This is a genomic window from Psychrobacter sp. YP14, from assembly GCF_003209315.1.
Lineage (GTDB): Bacteria > Pseudomonadota > Gammaproteobacteria > Pseudomonadales > Moraxellaceae > Psychrobacter > Psychrobacter raelei.
In genome coordinates, this window is the sequence record NZ_CP029789.1 from 441466 (window position 1) to 462620 (window position 21155).

Consider the following 21155-nt stretch of genomic DNA (forward strand, 5'->3'; position numbering starts at 1 on the left):
AGATTCGTTCAGTGGTAGCAGATAACGGTGTTATTTGTATTCATACAAGCCAACACAGCCGGCCGGCAAGGGCATACGCCTTTGTTGGCCGCTTTTATAAGGGAGTAAAATATTGTGAAAAAAGGATATCTACTGCTAAGCATGGCTGTTGGGATGTCAGTGCTGACAGGCTGTGCAACGTTATCAGAGCAAGAGTGCCGCACGGGCAATTGGCAGGCTATCGGTTACGCCGATGGGGCAGCAGGGCGCTCTGCTGATTATTTGAACAATCACAACAAAGCTTGTGCCAAAGCAGGGGTGGCCACAGATTACGAGGCGTGGGCGCAGGGCCGAAAAGAGGGTTTGACCCAATATTGTACGGCGACCAATGCTTACCAAATCGGCCGTAGAGGTGCACAGATGAATGCAGTCTGCCCAGCCAATGTGACCGCCAATTTGGAGCGTATTAATGCCGACGGCCGCCACTATTACTCCTTAAATAAACAGCTGAGTATCGAGGAGGACAGACTGCATAACTATCAAAAAGAGTATGAAAAGCTGCGTGGTGGTGACAATCTTAATTTTGCTACTGAAAAACAAGCGCGTACTTATTTGGTAGAGCTGCCTAATAAGGCAAGTCAGGTCAATCAGCGTATCGAAAATATCAAGCAATCACTGGCGCAGTTACAGCTCAAATATGGTTATTGAGACGTATACAGATAAGCCTTTAGTGGACACAAAAAACTCAACAGTTAAAGCAGATTAATTATTTTGTTACATAACTTAATCAAAATCATGAAGAGAACACTAACAGAGCTGACAAGAGGTAACAGACACAGCTTTTAGTGTGGATATAATAGAAAGCAGATTAATTATCTTATTGCCTATTATTTGTGTCATTGGCTTTTGAATAATTGGCTTTGAATAATTGGTTTTGAACATAGCAAGATATTGATGCTAATTGTTGTATTTTTTATTTTGTTACCTTAATTGATAACAACCGCTACTGGAGTTCGTTTATGAAAAAGTTATTAACTTTATTACCTCTAAGCTTAGTTATGGCCGCTTGTGCGACTAGCCCAACCACCACGACTACCACTCAGCAGACCACCAACAAAGCTTATGACCGTATGGCGCCAGAGCAGTTTGTTTGTGAAGATAATGCTACTGTCCAAGCTAAGTACTCAATGGATGGTGAACAAGCGATGATCAATGCAAGCCTACCTAAAGCCAACTGGAACAACCAGACCTTAACCATGAATATTGCTACCTCAGGGTCAGGCGCTCGCTATGTAAACAGTGATAGTCCAAATGTGACTTATGATTGGCACACCAAAGCAGACTATGGCATTATGAGCCTAAAATGGGCAGATGGTAATGAATACGCTGTACAATGTGAGCGTAGATAATTAGCTAGATTTTAAAATAAATCCGCTTGTAAATAGCCACTATTTAATTAAAGTAGTGGCTGTTTTTTTTGGGCTCTGTTATACTCTGCCGCTTGGTAAACCAGACGATCGCCGTTTTAAGTTAAATATTGATGCGTTAAGTGTGATTATTTAAGACAAAAGGGAGGAAAGTCCGGGCTACATAAGGCAGCGTGCCAGCTAACGGCTGGGCGGGGTAACCCGACGACAAGTGCAACAGAGAGCAGACCGCCTCAATTTAAGCTCTACAGCCTAGCTGTAAAGTGGTGAGGTAAGGGTGAAAGGGTGCGGTAAGAGCGCACCGCGTGGCTGGCAACAGTTCATGGCAAGGTAAACTCCACGCGTAGCAAGACCAAATAGGTGTCCATTACTTGTCGCCTGCAGGGGACACGGGTAGGTTGCTCGAGCGTACTGGCAACGGTGCGCCTAGATGAATGATCGTTCACGACAGAACCCGGCTTATCGGTTTACCAAAATATTTTATATTTTCCCTAAAAAAAGTGTATATAATAGCGGCTAGCTAACGAAGTAGCAGAGATTATTCTCTAAATTGAAAATATTTTTAATTTAGGGGTTGACGGCTAACAATGTTTTAGGGATAATACTGCCCTCAAATGGCGATGTAGCTCAGCTGGTTAGAGCGCACGACTCATAATCGTGAGGTCAAGAGTTCAAGTCTCTTCATCGCCACCATATATTTGGCCACCGTGCCTAAAATAGCCGATTACTTTGCCATATTAAGCTAAGTAGTTGGCTTTTTTTATGTCTCATCGTTTTGTTAGCCACTCAGTTTTTGCCGCATAGGCTCTTTAATTCTCACCGCCAGAATGCCTGACCATAAAAAATCTTAGGTACTATCATGGGTGGTAACTCTCAGCTTAGGCCACAAAACCAATCTTTTTTGACTTCTGTCACTCAGCATTGCATTTCTATCACTTACAAGCTGAGTTAAAGCTGCTAGAATAGCTAACCTTACTATATTTTTTACTTCATTTTTTTATTTTATTAATGAACCCAACAACTAGGTAGCCGCAAGACGTGACCGCATTATCAAATATTCGAAATTTCTCAATCATCGCCCATATTGACCATGGTAAATCCACCTTGGCCGATCGCTTTATTCAGACTTGTGGTGCGCTGCAGGATCGTGAAATGCAGGCCCAAGTCTTAGATTCAATGGACATTGAGCGTGAGCGTGGTATTACCATTAAAGCGCAATCGGTGACTTTGTATTATGATCACCCCAATGGTGAGCGCTATCAGCTAAACTTCATTGATACCCCAGGCCACGTTGACTTCTCTTATGAGGTGTCACGTTCTTTGGCGGCTTGTGAAGGGGCGCTGTTGGTAGTGGATGCTGCACAAGGCGTTGAGGCGCAGTCAGTAGCCAACTGCTATACCGCGGTAGATTTGGGCCTTGAAGTATTGCCTGTGCTCAATAAAATTGACTTGCCGCAAGTAGAGCCTGAACGTGTTATTCAAGAGATTGAAGATATTATCGGTATTGAGGCCGATGATGCACCTCGGGTATCTGCCAAATCAGGTTTGGGTGTCGATGAGCTGTTAGAAGCGTTGGTTGAGCGTATTCCTGCACCGACCGGTGACCGTGATGCGCCGCTACAAGCCTTGATTATTGACTCTTGGTTTGACAACTACTTAGGCGTTGTGTCCTTGGTACGTGTGCGTCAAGGTAGCCTCAGTAAAGGCGATAAGATTTTAATTAAATCTACGATGGATTCACACTTGGTCACCTCAATTGGGGTATTTACACCAAAGCCGCTAGAAACAGGTAAATTAGAAGCTGGCGAAGTGGGCTTTGTGATTGCTGGTATTAAAGACATTCATGGCGCGCCTGTGGGTGATACCATGACCCATGCCAAAACACCCGATGTGGACTTAATTCCAGGTTTTAAACAGATTACCCCGCAGGTTTATGCCGGTCTATTCCCGGTAGATTCAAGTGATTTTGAGAAGTTCCGTGAAGCGCTACAAAAGCTGCAGATTAACGACTCTGCCTTGTTCTTTGAGCCAGACACCTCAGATGCACTAGGTTTTGGTTTTCGCTGTGGTTTCTTAGGTATGCTGCACATGGAAATCATTCAAGAGCGTCTAGAGCGTGAGTACAACCTTGATTTGATTACCACAGCGCCTTCTGTGATCTACGAGATCAAAAAGAAAAATGGCGAGATTTTGCTGATTGATAACCCATCAAGACTGCCTGATCCAGGCTTTGTTGAAGAGTTCCGTGAGCCTATCGCTCGCTGCCATATTCTTGTGCCGCAAGATTATCTAGGCAACGTCATGACCTTGTGTATGGAGCGCCGCGGTACGCAAGTTGATATGCGCTTTATGGGCAAACAAGTTCAATTGATTTTTGATATTCCACTAGGTGAAGTGGTTATGGATTTCTTTGACCGCTTAAAATCTGTTTCTCGTGGTTTTGCCTCCTTAGACTATGAGTTTGATCGTTATGAAGTCGATAAGCTGGTTAAAGTAGATGTGTTAATCAACGGCGACAAGGTGGATGCTTTGGCCATGATTTGTCACCAAGAACAGGCCCGTTACCGCGGTGGTCAATTGGTCGAAAAAATGAAAGAACTGATTCCGCGTCAGATGTTCGATGTCGCTATCCAAGCGGCCATTGGCAGCCAGATTATTGCGCGTAGTACAGTAAAAGCCATGCGCAAAGACGTACTTGCCAAATGTTATGGTGGTGACGTTTCTCGTAAGAAGAAACTACTATCGAAGCAGAAAGAAGGTAAGAAACGCATGAAGCAAGTGGGCAGTGTGGAGATTCCACAAGAAGCCTTCTTAGCGGTACTACAGGTAGACAACCAATAAGCTTTTTAACATAAAATGAATAGGGGCAGAGCCTAGGTTGTAGGCACTGCTATCTTAATATCAACACAGTAAGAAGCATCAGCACAAGCCTGTCGTTAGTAAGTGTGACAAATTGCACCGTAGGCTTAGGATGATAATGAAGCGGTTAAGGCAGCAGTATGGACTTTGATTTTAATGTGATTTTAGTGCCAATAACCTTAATTTTAGGGGTGGTATGGCTGCTCGATAAGCTGTGGCTAAAGCAACATAAGCGTGGCGGTGGTCTGGCAGGCGGCGTTCATAGTAAAGAAAGCCAAGCTGCCCAAGCCAACCTTGCCACAAAGAAGCACGCTTATTTGACCGCTTTGGCTGAGCATAATCTTGTGCCTAAAGATAACAGCACGGTAGATGTTGATAATATTGATATCGATGATGCCCCTATGCCCGTTAAACAGGCACATAGAGAATACCGCGAAGCCAAGCGTCAGGCCAGTATCGCAACCACAGCCAATTTGCCAAAGCAGTCAAAAAATGAGAATTTCTTGGTACGTTGGGCATATGATTATTTTCCGGTGTTGGCTGCAGTATTGATTGTGCGCTCTTTTATTGTTGAGCCTTTTAATATTCCGTCATCTTCTATGGTACCGACCTTATATACCGGTGACTTTGTTGCGGTGAATAAATACGCTTATGGTATTCGTCTGCCGCTCACTTATAATAAAGTTATTGATGTAGGTGAGCCTGAGCATGGTGATGTGGTGGTGTTTCGCTATCCACAAAACCCGAAGATTTATTACATCAAGCGTATCATTGGCTTGCCAGGTGATGAGGTCAGCTTTAGCCAAGGCAAGCTTTCAGTAAATGGCCAGGTAGTGCCGAGTGAGCCGGTTAGCTTTACGGCTGATGAAGCTATGGTTGATCAACTTTATACACCAGTGAAAGGCAGTGACCCAAGCCGTGAGTGGGATTTGTCACCACAAGATGCGGTGGCGGTGGCGCGCAATGAAGAGCAGGGTGCCCGTTATTTTCAAGAAAAGTTGGGTGAGCATCGTTATTTGCGCCGCTACTTAGCGCCTAATTTACTTGGTTCAGAATATTCTAACTTTTTACAACAGCCCATTACTCATGAGGGCAGTTGGCAAGTCAAGGTGCCTGAAGGCAACTATTTTGTGATGGGAGATAACTCAGATCGCAGTGAAGATGGTCGCTATTGGGGCTTTGTCCCTGATGAAAACCTAGCGGGTAAAGCGGTCTACGTGTGGATGCATAAAAAGCCGGGTCTAAGTAATCTACCTACCTTTAGTCATAACCGTTCTATTGATTAATCAAGTCTAGAGGTTGATCGATAGAGCGACTGATTTTTAATTTATTTTTTCACTTTATTCAACAAGTGCTGCTGTATTTAATCCAAATTTTTATAAGTTTATATAAAAGCTTGAGAGAATAACGGCGGCTAACGTGCCTAATTAATATGCCAAAAGTTTTTAGAAAAGCCAGTGGTGATAACAGTAAGATGACAGAAACGGCTGAAATAGCCCATACGAGCAAGCAGTCGCCCAAACAGCGCTATACCAGCTTTGAGCTGGGACTGCTAAGCTTACAAAAACAGCTCGGTTATAGCTTTAACGACACCAGTTTGGCTAAGCTTGCACTGACGCACCGCTCTTTTGATGGCAAAATAAACTACGAGCGTTTGGAGTTTTTAGGCGATGCCCTGTTAGGGATGATTATCGGTGAAGCTTTGTACTATCAGTACCCCAAACAAGATGAAGGCCGTTTGACTCGCATGCGTGCCACTTTGGTGCGCCAAGAATCCTTGGTAGTCGTGGCACAAAAGCTTAACTTATCGTCGTATTTGATATTGGGTGTGGGCGAGCGAAAAGGCGGTGGCCGAGAGCGTGCCTCAATTTTGGCAGATACGGTGGAGTCTTTAATTGGCGCCATTTATTTAGACAGTCAAAGCGTGGATACGGTCAAAGCCTGTGTGCTAGATTGGTTTGCGGAGCTGATAGACAACGTCAATGATCAACGCGTGCTAAAAGATGCCAAAAGCCGGCTACAAGAATGGTTACAAGGCTATAAGTTTGAGCTGCCCAATTATGACTTGCTCGAGACGCAAGGCAATGCGCCCAACCAAGTATTTATTGTGCGCTGTGAGGTAGATGTACCGCACACTACGCCCATTGTAGAGTCTGGTGAAAGCCGCCGAATTGCGGAACAAAAGACGGCTGAAAAAATGATTAATCAGCTCAATAAATTGGTTAACGACCGCATTATTAAAGTCAAAGCTTAGCTTAGGCTGACTTGATAAAAATCCTCTATTCTTCCTAATTTTATTTTTTATAAATCTTTTATTTTTTATAAATCAACTCACATTCAAAGCGCCACTAATATAGCGCTTTTATATAACGACATCGGATAAACAGATATATGGCAAATGCACCACAAGACAATCAAGACATCACTCCTGAAACAAATTTGGGAACAGATAACTTACTAGACAGCTTTTTTGGCGACGACAATGCCCTGCCAGAAGATTACCGCGCAGGCTATGTGGCCATCGTGGGCCGTCCAAACGTCGGCAAATCAACGCTAATGAACCACATGTTGGGTCAAAAGCTATCTATTACTTCGCGTAAGCCGCAAACAACCCGTCATCGTATTCATGGGATCTTATCTCATGAAGATATGCAAGCGGTGTTTGTCGATACTCCAGGTATTCACAGCAATGAAGTCCGCTTGATTAATGAGCGTATGAATAAAGCTGCTTTTTCTGCGTTGGTGGACGTTGACTTAGTATTGTTCGTGGTAGATGGCGATCAGTGGCGTGAAGATGACTTATTGACCTTAGAGAAGATTGGTGAGACCGATACGCCTGTGGTACTGGTGATTAACAAGGCGGATACCATTAAAGATAAAGGCTCAATTCTGCCACTTATTGAAACCTATCATGAAAACTTTGATTTTGCAGATATTGTTCCGGTTTCTGCCTTAAAGAACCAAAACCTAGAGCGTTTGCAGCAAGTGATCCGCTCACATCTGCCTCAAGGCGCACCCATTTATGACACTGAGCAAATCACCGATCGCAGTGAGCGCTTTTTGGCCAGCGAAATTATTCGTGAAAAAATCATGCGTCAGTCAGGTGACGAAGTACCTTATGATTTAACGGTACAAATTGACGAGTTCAAAGATGAGCCGGCGCACATTGATCCAAAAACTGGCCGTAAGCGCAAAGCGGTAACCTTTATTGATGCCACTATTTTTGTTGAACGTAATGGCCAAAAAGCCATTATCATTGGTGATAAAGGCAGCCGCATTAAACAAGTGGGTACAGCCGCTCGTGAAGATATGGAAGCTTTGTTTGAGCGCAAAATTATGCTTAACTTGTGGGTAAAAGTGAAGCAAGGCTGGTCAGATGATGCGCGTGCGCTCAGCAGCTTAGGGTACTAATACTTAGCCTGAGCCAAGTGGCGATCACTATCAAGACAGGTGCGTTAAGGGTGTGCTTAGTTAGTCAGTTTTTTGAGGATGACAGCCATGCGTAATGAACCCCTACAAGCGTATAGCTTACATCAGCGGCCCTTTCAAGAAAAACGCAGCATTTATTATCTGTTGACAAAAGAGCATGGTGTTTTGCATGGGGTGGCCAAAAAGGGTATCCCGCAGTTTGTGCCTTTAACGCTATTTGCTAGCGGAAAAAAATCCTTAAAAACCCTGCAGCAAGTACACATTGCTGAGTCTGTGCCAAGTCTCATGGGTCAGCAGCAATATGCTGCTTTGTATGTGAATGAGATTACCCTTAAGCTCTTACCCGTTGAAGACAGTGTACCGATTATTTATGAGCAATATAGCCAGACCATGCGGCAATTACAGGGTGTACTTAGTAGAGATGACTTAAAGATGGTGCTGCGCGCCTACGAGCAGGTTTTATTTAATGAGCTAGGCTTTGCCATTGATTTGGATCAAGACTGTGATCAATACCCCATTGAGGCTGAGCCGCTATACCGTTTTGCCCCAGACAGGGGGTGGGTCAAGCAGCTTGAGTCTGATGAAAAATTAGACTGCGCTCATATCAAGGCATCATCTGCACTGCTAGGTCGATCCATTATCGCCATGCGCTCAGGAATAACCACCCATACTGTCAATGATTGGTCACAAATCCATCGCCAATTAATTGACCATCTTTTTGACTATCAGCCGCTGCAAAGTCGTATACTTTGGCAGCAGTTTTTTCGTTATCAATAAGTCACAGTTTCTCATATTGCCTGTACTTGCAAAAGGGTAAGTGTTAGGCAATAAAGGCATATTACAGCCACTTATTGCTTTTTTTATAGGGTGATATCTTATGACGACTCGTACTCAATCTACGGCATCTCAACCTTTATTAGGCGTTAATATTGATCATGTGGCCACTTTGCGTCAAGCACGCGGCGTGGCTTATCCTGATCCTGTTGAAGCTGCTTTATTGTGTGAAAAAGCAGGTGCTGATGGTATTACCTTGCATTTGCGAGAAGACAGACGTCACATTCAAGATGCCGATGTTTACCGCATGAGACCTTTGTTAACCACACGCATGAATTTAGAGATGGCCACTACCCAAGAGATGCTAAGCATTGCGTTAGAGGTCAAGCCGCAATGGGTCTGTTTGGTACCTGAAAAGCGTGAAGAGCTCACGACAGAAGGTGGCCTAGATGTCGCCGCTCAAGTAGATGGCCTAAAGCATTATGTGGCGTCTTTGCAACAAAATGGCACAAAAGTGTCGTTGTTTATAGACCCTGAGCCCATTCAAATTGATGCAGCTATTGCTTGTGGCGCTGATGCCATTGAGCTGCATACTGGCCAGTATTCAGAAGCCACGCTTACGAGTGAGCCGTCAACCCAAAAAGAGTTGCTGAGAATTCAGCAAGCCACAGCTTATGCTTTAGCCGCTAATGATAAATTAATTGTTAACGCAGGCCATGGCTTGACGCGAGATAACGTGGGTCCTATTGCTGCCATTGACGGTATTTACGAGTTGAACATAGGTCATGCCCTAATTGCAGACAGCGTATTTATGGGGCTTGAGAGCGCTGTCAAAGCCATGAAGCAGGCCATAGAAGCCGGTCATAAATGAACAGTACAGTAAGAATGGACTAAGACAAAAGTAGACAAAAAAAGAGCGATCCTTTATGGGCAGCCAGTCTTTTTAAAGCGATAAGGCTTGAATCGATGGTTGCCTTGTTGGTTTATTGATATCTGATACATGTTTTGCTTATTACCATTATTAGGACAGTACTTTATGTGACCAAAATGTCCGCGTGGTAATCCGCTATCACCAAAGAACTTAATATAGTGACGCCGCCCTGCATTAAGATACACCCGCCCATAATTTAAATTCAAAGCTTGCTTTAACAAGAGCTGATCTGCTTGCAAGTCAAATTTATGATTGTCATCACTGTCGCTAAAGACCAGTAAATAGTGAGCGGCTTGTTTGTGACACACTTGATGAATATCGGCCAAACACATCACTGTATTGGTGCGCTGGGTGAAACTGTGAGCTTTAGCAACACGAAAAGTATTGATAATATCAGATCGTATCTTATGTGCTTCCCATCTTTGCTGAGCGGTAACAAAGGAGGGTAGGGCTATTGAGCTGATAGTGGCTAATATGAGCACTGAAATTATGGCCTCAATTAACGTGAAGCCGGATTGATAAATAGGCAGATTATTTGAAGTTTTTATAACATGATCAAAGCCATTTATCGAAGCATTGTTAAGATGGCTCATATGGCTTAGCCCTTTAATATATTGAGTTTTGAACCAATCATAATTTAAGTCCATTATAATGCTAAGGTAATAGAATATATCCTATTGTCAAATTTTGTTACATTTGGTGAAAAACTTAGCGTTTAGGATAGAACTCTCGCACTTAATGTATTAGAATTGGTTTCAATGAATTGTGTATCACATTTATTTGTATCTAATTACATATCATTTAATCACATCACTAGAACGTTTAGTTAAGTAATTATCATTTTCTTTTAGCAGTATTTTTTAGAAAAAATTACAATGTAACGGTGCGTTTTTTTGTGTGATTATCATGTGTACTAGATGGCTGGGTCACAAAAATATGTTGTAACTTATTTAATTTATATATAAGCTATTATGCGAAAGTATAAATTAGTATCCGGCTTTTCTTTGATAAGTTAGGGTATATATATTAGAGATATTAAGTGTTTTTTGCACACAAACCGTCCCTTTGGAGGAAGTTTATGAAACTTAACAAAATTAATCTAGCAATCCTAGCTGCTGCTGTTGCTGCACCAGTTATGGCTACTGCTGGTGTAACTGTAAGTCCACTATTACTGGGTTATCACTACAGTGAAGCTAACAAAACTCAAGAAAAACAAGGTGAGTTGTTCGGCGCACAAGGTAACACCGGTACTTATAAAAATGCTGACGACACCAAAGGTGGCGTAGCTCAAGAAGACGGTTTATACACTGGTGCCGCTATTGGTATCGAACTAACCCCTTCTACTCAGTTCCAAGTTGAATACGGTGTTTCTAACACTGATGCACAAATCGGCGACACCAAAGTTGGCGATATGGAACAAGAAATGATCTCTGGTAACTTCCTAGTGGGCTTTGATCAGTTCACAGGCTACCGTGACACAGCTTTCCGTCCATACGCTCTAATTGGTGCTGGTCAGTCTAAACTTAAATATGACAGCGACAACAGCAACCGTAAAGCAGAAACCAAAGACACTATCGGTAACCTAGGTCTAGGTGCTATGTATCGCATCAATGACGCATTAAGCCTACGTGGTGAAGCGCGTGCGATTCATAACTTCGACAACAACTGGTGGGAAGGTATGGCTCTTGCTGGTCTAGAAGTTGTTCTAGGCGGTCACTTAGCACCTGCAGTAGTAGCACCACCACAAGCCACTGTTGAACCAACTCCAGTTATCGTTGTTGAAGCAGACCAAGACAGCGACAATGATGGCGTAATCGACAGACTAGATCAGTGCCCTAACACGCCAGTTAACACCGTTGTTGACGAAAACGGCTGCCCAGTACAAGTTCAGATCGACGACGAACTGAAAATGGAACTACGTGTATTCTTCGATAACGACAAATCAGTTATCAAAGAGCAGTACAAACCAGAAATCGCTAAAGTAGCTGAAAAAATGCGTGAGTATCCAAACTCATCAGCTAGCATCGAAGGTCACGCTTCAAAAACTGGCCCATCAGCTCGCTACAACCAGCGTCTATCTGAAGCCCGTGCTATCGCTGTTAAGACAATGCTAACCAACGAATTTGGTGTTGCTCCTAACCGTCTAAGCACAGTTGGTTACGGTTATGACCGTCCAATCGCACCAAACGACACTGAAGAAGGTCGTGCAATGAACCGTCGTGTATATGCTGTTATCACTGGTAACAAAACCATGACTGTTGATCAAACTAAAGACATGAACGTTCAATAGAATCTTGTCTATGTTTTAGTAGTTATTTAAAAAAAAGCTGCCACATTGGTGGCTTTTTTTGTTTTATATTATGAGTAACCTCTTCATTTTTCTTAAAGCATTTTTAAAATCAGTTTATTAACTGTTATATAATAATGCTATACTGCAGCGGTGAAAAAGAGTTACTGGTTATTACCCGAAAAATATTGAGTCTTTAAAATATGTCTAACGAAATACAAAACTTACGCAATATCGCTATCATAGCGCACGTCGATCACGGTAAAACTACCTTAGTTGATAAACTATTACATCAATCTGGTACTTTTGGTGACCGTGCAAATATTGCGGAACGCGCAATGGATTCAGGCGCAATTGAGCAAGAACGTGGTATTACGATTCTTGCCAAGAACACAGCCATTAAATGGCAGCATCCCACAAATGGTATTGAATACCGCATTAATATTGTAGATACCCCAGGTCACGCCGATTTCGGTGGTGAAGTTGAGCGTGTTATGTCTATGGTTGACTGTGTACTATTGGTAGTAGATGCTATCGATGGCCCGATGCCACAAACTCGCTTCGTAACTCAAAAGGCATTCGAACAAGGTTTGAAGCCAATCGTTGTAATTAATAAAATTGACCGTCCAGGCTCACGTCCTGATTGGGTAATGGATCAAATATTCGATTTGTTTGACAATCTAGGTGCCACTGACGAACAGTTAGATTTCCATGTGGTTTATGCCTCAGCACTAAATGGTATCGCTGGTTTAAGTCCTGATAACCTTGCTGATGACATGACGCCATTATTTGAGACCATTGTTGATGTGGTAGAGCCACCTCAAGTGGATGCTGACGCACCATTTCGTATGCAAATCTCAAGCCTTGATTACAACAGCTTCGTTGGTGTAATTGGTATTGGTCGTATTGAGCGTGGTCGTATTTCAACCAACACACCAGTTACTGTGGTTGATAAAGACGGCAATACTCGTAACGGTCGTATTCTAAAAATCATGGGCTACCATGGTCTAGATCGTATTGATGTTGATGATGCTCAAGCTGGTGATATCGTATGTATTACAGGTATTGACGCGTTAAACATCTCAGATACCATCTGTGATCCTAGCCATGTAGAAGCATTACCACCATTAACCGTGGATGAGCCTACAGTTTCTATGACTTTCCAAGTCAACAACTCTCCATTTGCCGGTCGTGAAGGTAAATTTGTGACCTCACGTAATATTCGTGAGCGTTTAGAGCGTGAGTTGATTCATAACGTAGCATTACGTGTGGAAGATACTGAATCAGCTGAGAAGTTTAAAGTTTCTGGTCGTGGTGAGCTTCATTTATCTGTATTGATTGAAAACATGCGCCGTGAAGGCTTTGAGCTTGGTGTGTCTCGTCCAGAAGTTATCGTAAAAGAAGTAGACGGTAAACTACAAGAGCCCTATGAAAACGTTATTTTTGATGTAGAAGAACAGCATCAAGGTGCTATCATGGAGCAAGTAGGTCTACGTAAAGGCGAAATGACTGACATGCAATTAGACGGCAAAGGTCGTATGCGTATTGAAGCGGTTATGCCTGCTCGTGGCCTAATTGGCTTCCGCTCAGAGTTCTTAACCTTGACTTCAGGTACAGGTATTCTCACCTCAAGTTTCTCACATTACGGTCCACAAAAGATCGGTGAAGTGGGTGGCCGCACTAACGGTGTACTGGTTTCAATGGCGAACGGTGTTTGCTTAGGTTACGCACTATTTAACCTACAAAAACGCGGTAAACTATTTGCTGAACCTCAGCTTGAAGTTTATGAAGGTATGATTGTTGGTTTAAACTCACGCAGTGATGACATGGTAGTAAACCCAACCACGGCTAAACAGTTAACCAACGTACGTGCCAGTGGTACTGACGAAGCATTGACTTTGGTACCTGCTATTAAGTTTACCTTAGAGCAAGCACTTGAGTTTATTGAAGATGATGAATTGGTTGAAGTAACGCCAAAGTCTATTCGTTTACGTAAGAAATATTTGTCTGAAAGTGAGCGTAAGCGTCACGGCCGTAAAAAAGAGAAATAATTCAGTAACTTATCTGGGTTATTAAAAATGCATGAGTATAAAAGTGTAATTTGGTTTTATTTTTTGCGATAAAAATGAAGAAAAATTTTACATTTTGACTACTGAACCGCATTTTCAAAAGGTTAATATAGGCGCAATGTCTATGTTAACCTTTTTTTATTATGTATTAATAAACCTTAACATATAACAGTAACCAGTAAGATAACTCCGTCTGTCTTGATGGGTTTCTATTCAGTTTTAATCCCTATTTAAGTACTGCTTTTAAGCGCTAAGCACGTTAAGTGTGCTTACTATATTAGTCGGTGCTATTTTGTTTGCTTTATATTTTTGGAGAAAATTTATGAGTATGATGTCAGAGTTTAAAGAGTTTGCCCTAAAGGGTAATGTCATGGATTTGGCAGTGGGTGTGATCATTGGGGGTGCTTTTTCAGGCATCACAAATTCACTGGTTGAAGACATCATCATGCCGATCGTTGCATTTATCGCCGGTGGTGAACTAAACTTCAAGAACATGTTTATCTTATTAGGTGATGCGCCTGAAGGCGTGGCCATGACTTATGATGCGCTAAAAGAAGCCGGTGTTCCCTTATTGGCCTACGGTAGCTTCATCACAGTATTGATTAACTTCTTAATCTTAGCCTTCATTATCTTCATGATGGTTAAAGGCATGAACAAAATGCGTCGTAAGAATGAAGTGGAAGAGGTAGTTGAAGAGACCCCATCAGAAGAAGTGTTATTGCTACGTGAAATTAGCCAGAAACTAAGCAAATAGCACGCTTATGGCTATCGTAACTTGATACAAGTTAGATGTCACATAAAAAGAGACTCACCTAGGTTAGTCTCTTTTTTTAATGTTAGGTGACCGTAATCGAGATTAAGATGGCTCAGGCTGACAAGTGGGACAAAAGGTACTGGCGCGGCCGGTTATCACTATCTTATCAATACCAGCACCACAAGTCGGGCAAGGTGATTTATATTTGCCATAGACCAACAGTGTTTGCTGAAAGTATCCGGTTGTACCACTGGCTACGGTAAAGTCTTTTAAAGTTGAGCCACCTTGAGTGATTGACTGTTTTAAAATCTCTTTGATGTATTTTACCAGTTCAGCTAACTGCACTTTACTCAGCTGATCGGCAGGGGTGATAGGATGGATGCCTGATAAAAACAAACTCTCTGTGGCATAAATATTACCGACTCCGACCACAACTTCTTGATCCATAATCACCGCTTTGATAGGCCGACTAATGGGCTTTAACAGCGGTTTGTTATGACAACTGCGGATGGCATTCTCAGCGACTCTATGAATCTTATCAAACAGGTAGTCGCCTGAAAATTGGTCATCTAAGGGCTCTATACCTAGATGATCAAACAGTTTTTCGGCATAATCATCGAACCATAAAATTGCCCCAAAGCGGCGAGGGTCATGATAGTGCAGCTGTATGGCTGGCTCTGTATCATCCGCTTTATATTGCATAATTAAATGATCGTGTTTGCGCTTATCCGTGCCAACTTGGAATTGTTGCAGACTGCCTGACATACCTAGGTGGATGATTATCGACTTGGTATCAGGCATATTAGCTGTTTTAGCGCCACTTTGAGAGGGAAGGCGTTGAAATTGTAAAATTAAATACTTAGCACGGCGCTCTACCTGCTGCAAAGTATAGCCCTGTAAGCGATGAATATCATCGGGTACCGGCCAGCGCAATTTGGGCTGATACACGTCAACCTGCGCCACTTGTTTCTTGAGCAAAGGCTTAAGGCTGGTTTTAGTGGTTTCGACTTCAGGTAATTCAGGCATAACTAGATTGCTCTTCTGGCGTGTAAAATTCCAGGCTGCTGCTCAAGCTTGGCCAGTAGCTTTGATAACTGAGATAAGCCGGTGACCTCTAAGCGAAATTTTAGATGTGCCACGTTGTCATCATCGCTATTGGTATCCACGCCGCGAATATTGACATTCTCTTTGTCAATCACTTGGGTCAAATCTCGCAGTAAGCCCCGTCTGTCGTAAGCTTCGATAATAATCTCAACCGGCTGATAGCTGGTCTGCTGAGAGACCCAGGAAGCTGAGATCTGACGTTCAGGCTCACGTTCAATTAAGCGGGCATATTCTGCACAGCCGCGGTTATGAATAGAGACGCCACTACTTTGGGTGATAAAGCCGGCAATAGGCTCGCCATATACTGGCTGGCAGCAATTGGCAAAGCGCATTTCGATATTATCTAGCCCATCAATATTGATCTTATACGCATCGAGCTTACCGGTGACTTTAGGATGTACGCTGGGCGCATAGTCTTGCTCTTCATTATCAATAACCAGATCAAGCTCACGGGAGATATGACCTGTTAACTGGTGTAGGCCAATTTCTCCGGTAACCAATCCTACCAAGATATCATCGGGGGAGTTGACGTTATTAAAATGTTTAACGTAATCTTTTAGGCTAATGCTGTTGGGGTGCACTGACAGACGAGTCAGCTCTTTGGCCAGCATTTGCTTACCAATATCGATGTTTTTGTCACGGTCTTGTTTGTTAAACCACTGGCGCAGTTTTGAGCGGGCACGACTGGTTTGGATATAGCCAAGTGAGGGCACTAACCAATCCCGATTGGGCTCACGGGAAGACTTGGTAATAATCTCCACCTGCTCACCGGTTTTGAGCTGATAGGTGAGTGGTACATAGCGCTGGTTAACCCGTGCTGCCTGAGCACGGTTACCCACTTGGGTATGCACATAGTAGGCAAAATCAAGCACGGTAGCGCCTTTAGGCAGCTCAGTAATGTCCCCATCTCGGCTAAACACATAAATATGCTCAAGCTCACCAAAGTCAACCAATTGCTCTTCTTCATCAAGCTCATGGTCAAACTCGTCAGTTAAGCCCTCATGTGGCCCTTTGTTAATCCCGTCTTGGATTAAATTTTTATTGGTGGTATCACTGCCAGCCAGTAACAGCTGGCGTAGTGAGTTGATTTTTTGACTCAAATAAGCATCTTGCTTGTTTTTGCCGCCCTCTTTGTAATTGACATGGGCGCACATACCCAGCTCAGCTTCAAAGTGCATCTGATGGGTACGTATTTGAATCTCTAGTGATTTGTTTTCGGCAATCACGGCTGTGTGTAGCGAGCGATAACCATTGGCTTTAGGGTTGGTAATATAGTCGTCAAATTGCTCAGGAATATGACGCCACATGCCATGTACTAGGCCTAAAGTATGGTAACACTCAGCTTGCGTGTCGACCAAAACGCGCAATGCACGGATGTCATAAAGCTGATGAAACGACAAGCCTTTTAATTTCATTTTGCGATAGATGGAGTAAATGTGCTTAACGCGGCCTGAAACCTCACCTTTAATGCCAGCTTCAGCCAAAGCCGCTTCTAGCTGAGCTTGGACTCGCTCAATGTATTCTTCACGCTCACTGCGTTTTTCGGACAGTAATTTGGCAATTTCTTTATAGCGCTCAGGCGCCAAATAACGGAAGGCTAAGTCCTCAAGCTCCCATTTAATCTGAGCAATACCTAAGCGATGTGCCAAAGGGGCATAGATGGTCATAACTTCCCGTGCCACACGCTGTCGACGCTCTTCACTGGCATAGGACAGCTCACGCATAGCAAAGGTGCGCTCTGCAAGTTTAATGAGCACCACACGCACATCATTGGTCATTGAAATAAGCATGCTGTAAATATTTGACAGCTGCTCACGCTGATTATTAGCGAAGTGATCCTCTAAGCGTTTGTTGCTTTCTATGGTTTCTGACAACTGTCCCAAGGCCAGTGCATCTCTGACGAGTGTGGCGACTTCATTGCCGAATATCTCTTGAATACGCTCATGAGAAATCAGCTGGGTACGAGCCGCTCGATATAACATGGCTGCGGTGAGCGCATCTTCATCTTGGTAGAGGTAGGTTAAGATATCGGTCATGCCGATACCTGTCATATAGGCACTAGAGCGGTTGTCCTCTTCTCCTAGGCTAGACTTTGTGCCGATTAAATCACAGGCTTTGGCCAAATGAGGAAGTTCAGGAATATTAACCCGTAAAGACACCGCTTTTAGCCAAGCGGGCAGATCAATAATCGTATTATCAGCCAGCTTCTTATCTTTGCTTGGCTCATCAGTTGTGGGGGCTTCATTTTTGGCAGGGCTGTGCTGAGTTGACATACTACCGGGTATGCCTATCTCATTGGTAGCATTGTTATTATTGCTGTCATTATGACAATAGGTGAGGGTATCAAGCTGAAGTCGCTTGACTAAGGCGGCATCATTTAGAGGCAAATAATCCGCTTGTATTGAGCGATCCATAGCCGTCGTCAGCTTTGAGGTTGCTAACTGTTTTTTTAGATCTTCGTTGAGCATCTCAAAAGATAAGCGGCTGGGATTGTAATAGCCGTGCTGCTGCTGAGCAATCATTTGTGCAGCTAGGGAGGCACTATCTTCTGTTGTTGTCTGACCGTCAATAAGGGGCAACCCTTCACGAACTTTTACCAAGTAATCCTCCCTTAGCACACCACACCGGGGCTGACACAATGTCGCCCACTTCCAATGACCATGCGCTTACTGTTACCTAACTCTTATTTATTATTATCTTATTTACAGATAAAAATTCAAGCTTAGCTGTGTGAACTGTTGTGAACTAAAGGTAACATGAGCGCGGCCCATACTAAGGCAAAACCCAATTTGATAATAAAGGTTTTAATGCCTTAGCTTAGGCGCATTTGTCATATAAGATTAGGTTGAAAGTTCTAAACGCTAAACGGTTTGTAATTTTTCAAAACGTGCAATAGATTCTACATGACCTGTATGACAGAACATGTCCATTACGCCGGCATCTGTTAAACGGTAGCCTTGCTCAAGTAACGCCTTGGTATCCCGTGCTAAAGTGGCAGGATTACAAGACACATAAACAATGCGTGAGGCGTTAAAGCGGGGTAGATACTGCATAACCTCCCAAGCACCTGAGCGAGGCGGGTCAATCAAGATGGCATCAAAACCTTGCTGCGCCCAAGGCTGCTCGCTAAAGTCTTGAGTTAAGTCTTGATTATAAAACTCAGTGTTGCTAATGCCGTTGCGTTTGGCATTATCAGCGGCACGTGCTGTCATAGCATCTGAGCCTTCTACCCCAATGGCCAGACCTTGTGAGCCATCTTCACCGCCCACCAAACGGGCTAAAGGCAGACTAAAATTGCCTAGACCACTGAATAAATCAAGCACACGCTCACCAGGTTTTAAATCCAACAAGTCGCAAGCCAGCTTGGTCATCTTGCGATTAACCGATAAGTTAACTTGGGTAAAGTCGGTTGGAATAAACTCATAAGTTAAGTTAAATTCAGGTAATTGATAATACAAGCGGCCAAACTGCTCACTGACATCGTCTGTGTCATGTAGAGCAATACGCTCAATACTCTCCGGGCCTTTAGACTGCAAATATAGCTGCCAATTGCGTGCTTTAAAGAACGCCTTTAGCTGATCAATATCACTTTTAGATAGCGGCTCTAAATGACGTAAAATTAAGGCCACAGGTTGATTGCCATCTTTAAGCTCAGGGATGGCTTCGCCCATCGCCAATTCAATCTGGGCAATGTGCGCCCGCGCCTCTAAACTGCTGATTAAGCTCTTGAGGTTCTCAAGCTCAAAGCCAATGCGCTTATCAAGAATGTGACACTCGTTTAGCTCAGCTAAGAAATTGCTATTACGTTCGCGAAAGCCGACCAAGGCGGTATCTTTTTTGGCCACATAACGCACGCCCATACGCGCTTTGGTACGATAGCCTAGGCGATCAGCCACCACTGGCTGCAGCCAGTTATCGGGCTGGATATTGGCTTGGTGTTCAAGTAGCTCAGCCAATACCGTCTGTTTAAAGGCAATTTGGCCCTCAGGTTGCCAGTGCTGCAAGCTACAGCCGCCACAGGTCCCAAAGTGTGGACAAGGTGGGGTTTGGCGCTCAGGATGAGTGTTGGCGATAAGCTCAACCGCATCGCCTTCTTCAAAGCTTTTGCGGCTGTTGGTCAAGCGTACCTTGACTGACTCATCGGGCAGGGCGAAGCTTACGAACACCTTTTTGCCATGTTTGTCTTCACTGTGGCCATCTTCTACGCCAAACTCATTGCCATAAATAGCCACACCACGTCCGTCATGGGATAAGCCGTCAATTTTGAAGGCAAGAGGTGGCGCATCTTTTAGGCGACGACGCACACGCGAGCTGGGCTTAGAGAGCTTCTTGCTGGGTGCTGCGGCCAATGACGCATGGTCAGCGCTACTGTTGGCTTTAGAAGAAATGTTGTTGGTATCGGTGGGCTGCATAAACCTGCCTATCTGTTAAATGTGCTGAAAAATAAGGGGGTGAACTGTGGGGGTGATTTTAACACATAAACGCATAACCCGAGGCCGCAGTGTTATCAATAATGACAATTGTGTTTACCTCGCATAGAACGAAAAAGCGCTTAACAATGATTAAAAAGCCAGCACTCAGGGCATAAAACGTCATTTAGCCATGCGCTGTCAGTGTAGAAATGAGATTAGTTTTACGATAGATAATTAACAACTAAGAAGAGTTACCGTTGCCAGTGATCCAAAAAAAGCTGATGCTGAACCTGATTGTTATCATCGAGCTTTTTGGTCAGATAATCCCGAGTCTGTGCCTGCCACATATCAAAGTCGCTAGAGGATAAGACACCAGTTAAGCGCAGCCAGCGTAGATAAATAAGCCAAGTATTTAGCACATCAGACTCACAGTACAGATTCAGCTCACGCCACTGACTATCAGCGACCATTTGCGCCACTTGGCTGGCTTTTACGGCCATTTTTCCTGGTAGACCATATAGGCTAGCAACAATAGTCATGGACTCTCGGCGACTGCCACCATATTGACTAAAGCGGTCCATTAAATCCAAATGCCGAGTGTGAAAGCGATTGACGTAATTATCATAACGCATATTAGTGATGCGATGACCTTCTTCGAACAACAGCGGTACGCTTAAGTCATATTGCATGGCCCGATAAATGAGTACAGGAATATCAAAAGCTGAACCATTCCAGCTCACCAGTTGTGGCAAGCTATTTAGGTCTTTAAAAGCACGAAAGAAGGTAGATATAATCTCTTTTTCGCTTAAAGTATCTGCGGTCAATGAAAACAAAGAGAACTGGCCATCTTTGATATACAACACAGAGATACAGACAATTTTTTGAAGCGGCAGGCGCATAAAGTCATGTCCTGCTTCTTGGAGTCGTAGGCTGGTGAGCGCTGTTAAGGTATCGTCATCATTGAGTTTGGCCAGCTGCGGATACACCCGGCGTGCCCCTTCAATATCTGCCACAGTTTCAATATCAAACACCAAAGCGGGGGTTTTAGAAAAGTCGGGCATGGCAGTTCACCTATTTTTTTAAGAGAGCCGTTCAAGCTGTCTTTGATATACAAGGGCACATCGAGCAAA

At 43.6% G+C, this 21155-nt stretch carries 16 protein-coding genes, 1 tRNA gene and 1 other RNA gene; 13 read left to right on the plus strand and 5 right to left on the minus strand.

Features of this window, described 5'->3' with window-relative positions:
* The first annotated feature begins 114 nt into the window (after positions 1-114).
* From DLE54_RS01880 to pdxJ, 10 genes are all read left to right on the plus strand, one after another.
* Positions 115-687, plus strand: a complete 573-nt coding sequence (locus DLE54_RS01880; RefSeq protein ID WP_227535396.1) for a DUF2799 domain-containing protein — start codon at positions 115-117, stop codon at positions 685-687.
* A gap of 311 nt (positions 688-998) precedes the next feature.
* A complete protein-coding gene (locus DLE54_RS01885) occupies positions 999-1388 on the plus strand; it encodes an MliC family protein (RefSeq protein ID WP_011959659.1) in 390 nt (129 codons plus the stop codon).
* Between the two features lie 92 nt (positions 1389-1480).
* An RNA gene (rnpB, locus tag DLE54_RS01890) (RNase P RNA component class A) lies at positions 1481-1884 on the plus strand.
* A gap of 138 nt (positions 1885-2022) precedes the next feature.
* Positions 2023-2099, plus strand: a tRNA-Met gene (locus DLE54_RS01895).
* Positions 2100-2444: 345 nt separating this feature from the next.
* Entirely contained in the window at positions 2445-4247 is a 1803-nt protein-coding gene (gene lepA, locus DLE54_RS01900; protein ID WP_011959660.1) for a translation elongation factor 4, read from the plus strand.
* A 158-nt stretch (positions 4248-4405) separates the two neighbouring features.
* Positions 4406-5551 carry a signal peptidase I gene (lepB, locus tag DLE54_RS01905; RefSeq protein WP_110816068.1) on the plus strand — a complete coding sequence of 382 codons (1146 nt, stop codon included), beginning with the start codon at positions 4406-4408 and terminating at the stop codon, positions 5549-5551.
* 146 nt (positions 5552-5697) lie between these two features.
* A complete protein-coding gene (rnc, locus tag DLE54_RS01910) occupies positions 5698-6519 on the plus strand; it encodes a ribonuclease III (protein WP_110816069.1) in 822 nt (273 codons plus the stop codon).
* Positions 6520-6656: 137 nt separating this feature from the next.
* The gene (gene era / locus DLE54_RS01915; RefSeq protein WP_011959663.1) at positions 6657-7676 is read left to right on the plus strand and encodes a GTPase Era; all 1020 of its coding nucleotides are present in this window, start codon (positions 6657-6659) and stop codon (positions 7674-7676) included.
* Positions 7677-7763: 87 nt separating this feature from the next.
* A complete protein-coding gene (recO, locus tag DLE54_RS01920; RefSeq protein ID WP_011959664.1) occupies positions 7764-8471 on the plus strand; it encodes a DNA repair protein RecO in 708 nt (235 codons plus the stop codon).
* 100 nt (positions 8472-8571) lie between these two features.
* The gene (gene pdxJ / locus DLE54_RS01925) at positions 8572-9339 is read left to right on the plus strand and encodes a pyridoxine 5'-phosphate synthase (protein ID WP_110816070.1); all 768 of its coding nucleotides are present in this window, start codon (positions 8572-8574) and stop codon (positions 9337-9339) included.
* A gap of 53 nt (positions 9340-9392) precedes the next feature.
* Here pdxJ and DLE54_RS01930 read toward each other — a convergent pair whose 3' ends face one another.
* Positions 9393-9992 carry a Tfp pilus assembly protein FimT/FimU gene (locus tag DLE54_RS01930; RefSeq protein WP_227535398.1) on the minus strand — a complete coding sequence of 200 codons (600 nt, stop codon included), beginning with the start codon at positions 9990-9992 and terminating at the stop codon, positions 9393-9395.
* 485 nt (positions 9993-10477) lie between these two features.
* Between DLE54_RS01930 and DLE54_RS01935 the strand changes: the two genes are divergently transcribed.
* From DLE54_RS01935 to mscL, 3 genes are all read left to right on the plus strand, one after another.
* Entirely contained in the window at positions 10478-11689 is a 1212-nt protein-coding gene (locus DLE54_RS01935) for an OmpA family protein (RefSeq protein WP_110816072.1), read from the plus strand.
* Between the two features lie 200 nt (positions 11690-11889).
* Positions 11890-13737 carry a translational GTPase TypA gene (gene typA, locus DLE54_RS01940; RefSeq protein WP_011959668.1) on the plus strand — a complete coding sequence of 616 codons (1848 nt, stop codon included), beginning with the start codon at positions 11890-11892 and terminating at the stop codon, positions 13735-13737.
* A gap of 340 nt (positions 13738-14077) precedes the next feature.
* Positions 14078-14509, plus strand: coding sequence for a large conductance mechanosensitive channel protein MscL (gene mscL, locus DLE54_RS01945; protein WP_011959669.1), 432 nt, complete (start codon positions 14078-14080; stop codon positions 14507-14509).
* Positions 14510-14611: 102 nt separating this feature from the next.
* On the opposite strand, the gene mutM is transcribed toward mscL, so the two are convergent.
* From mutM to DLE54_RS01965, 4 genes are all read right to left on the minus strand, one after another.
* Complete coding sequence (gene mutM, locus DLE54_RS01950; RefSeq protein ID WP_110816073.1) at positions 14612-15535, minus strand: bifunctional DNA-formamidopyrimidine glycosylase/DNA-(apurinic or apyrimidinic site) lyase; 924 nt, start codon at positions 15533-15535, stop codon at positions 14612-14614.
* A gap of 2 nt (positions 15536-15537) precedes the next feature.
* Complete coding sequence (locus tag DLE54_RS01955) at positions 15538-18231, minus strand: RelA/SpoT family protein (protein WP_413775365.1); 2694 nt, start codon at positions 18229-18231, stop codon at positions 15538-15540.
* 243 nt (positions 18232-18474) lie between these two features.
* A complete protein-coding gene (rlmD, locus tag DLE54_RS01960) occupies positions 18475-20025 on the minus strand; it encodes a 23S rRNA (uracil(1939)-C(5))-methyltransferase RlmD (protein ID WP_197708898.1) in 1551 nt (516 codons plus the stop codon).
* 251 nt (positions 20026-20276) lie between these two features.
* Complete coding sequence (locus tag DLE54_RS01965) at positions 20277-21086, minus strand: 3'-5' exonuclease (protein ID WP_110816075.1); 810 nt, start codon at positions 21084-21086, stop codon at positions 20277-20279.
* Positions 21087-21155: the final 69 nt, after the last annotated feature.

Coding starts and splice junctions, on each gene's coding strand:
- DLE54_RS01885 (WP_011959659.1), top strand. CDS start 999: ATGAAAAAGTTATTAACTTTATTACCTCTAAGCTTAGTTATGGCCGCT.
- lepB (WP_110816068.1), top strand. CDS start 4,406: ATGGACTTTGATTTTAATGTGATTTTAGTGCCAATAACCTTAATTTTA.
- rnc (WP_110816069.1), top strand. CDS start 5,698: ATGCCAAAAGTTTTTAGAAAAGCCAGTGGTGATAACAGTAAGATGACA.
- era (WP_011959663.1), top strand. CDS start 6,657: ATGGCAAATGCACCACAAGACAATCAAGACATCACTCCTGAAACAAAT.
- recO (WP_011959664.1), top strand. CDS start 7,764: ATGCGTAATGAACCCCTACAAGCGTATAGCTTACATCAGCGGCCCTTT.
- pdxJ (WP_110816070.1), top strand. CDS start 8,572: ATGACGACTCGTACTCAATCTACGGCATCTCAACCTTTATTAGGCGTT.
- DLE54_RS01930 (WP_227535398.1), bottom strand. CDS start 9,992: ATGAGCCATCTTAACAATGCTTCGATAAATGGCTTTGATCATGTTATA.
- DLE54_RS01935 (WP_110816072.1), top strand. CDS start 10,478: ATGAAACTTAACAAAATTAATCTAGCAATCCTAGCTGCTGCTGTTGCT.
- typA (WP_011959668.1), top strand. CDS start 11,890: ATGTCTAACGAAATACAAAACTTACGCAATATCGCTATCATAGCGCAC.
- mscL (WP_011959669.1), top strand. CDS start 14,078: ATGAGTATGATGTCAGAGTTTAAAGAGTTTGCCCTAAAGGGTAATGTC.
- mutM (WP_110816073.1), bottom strand. CDS start 15,535: ATGCCTGAATTACCTGAAGTCGAAACCACTAAAACCAGCCTTAAGCCT.
- rlmD (WP_197708898.1), bottom strand. CDS start 20,025: ATGCAGCCCACCGATACCAACAACATTTCTTCTAAAGCCAACAGTAGC.
- DLE54_RS01965 (WP_110816075.1), bottom strand. CDS start 21,086: ATGCCCGACTTTTCTAAAACCCCCGCTTTGGTGTTTGATATTGAAACT.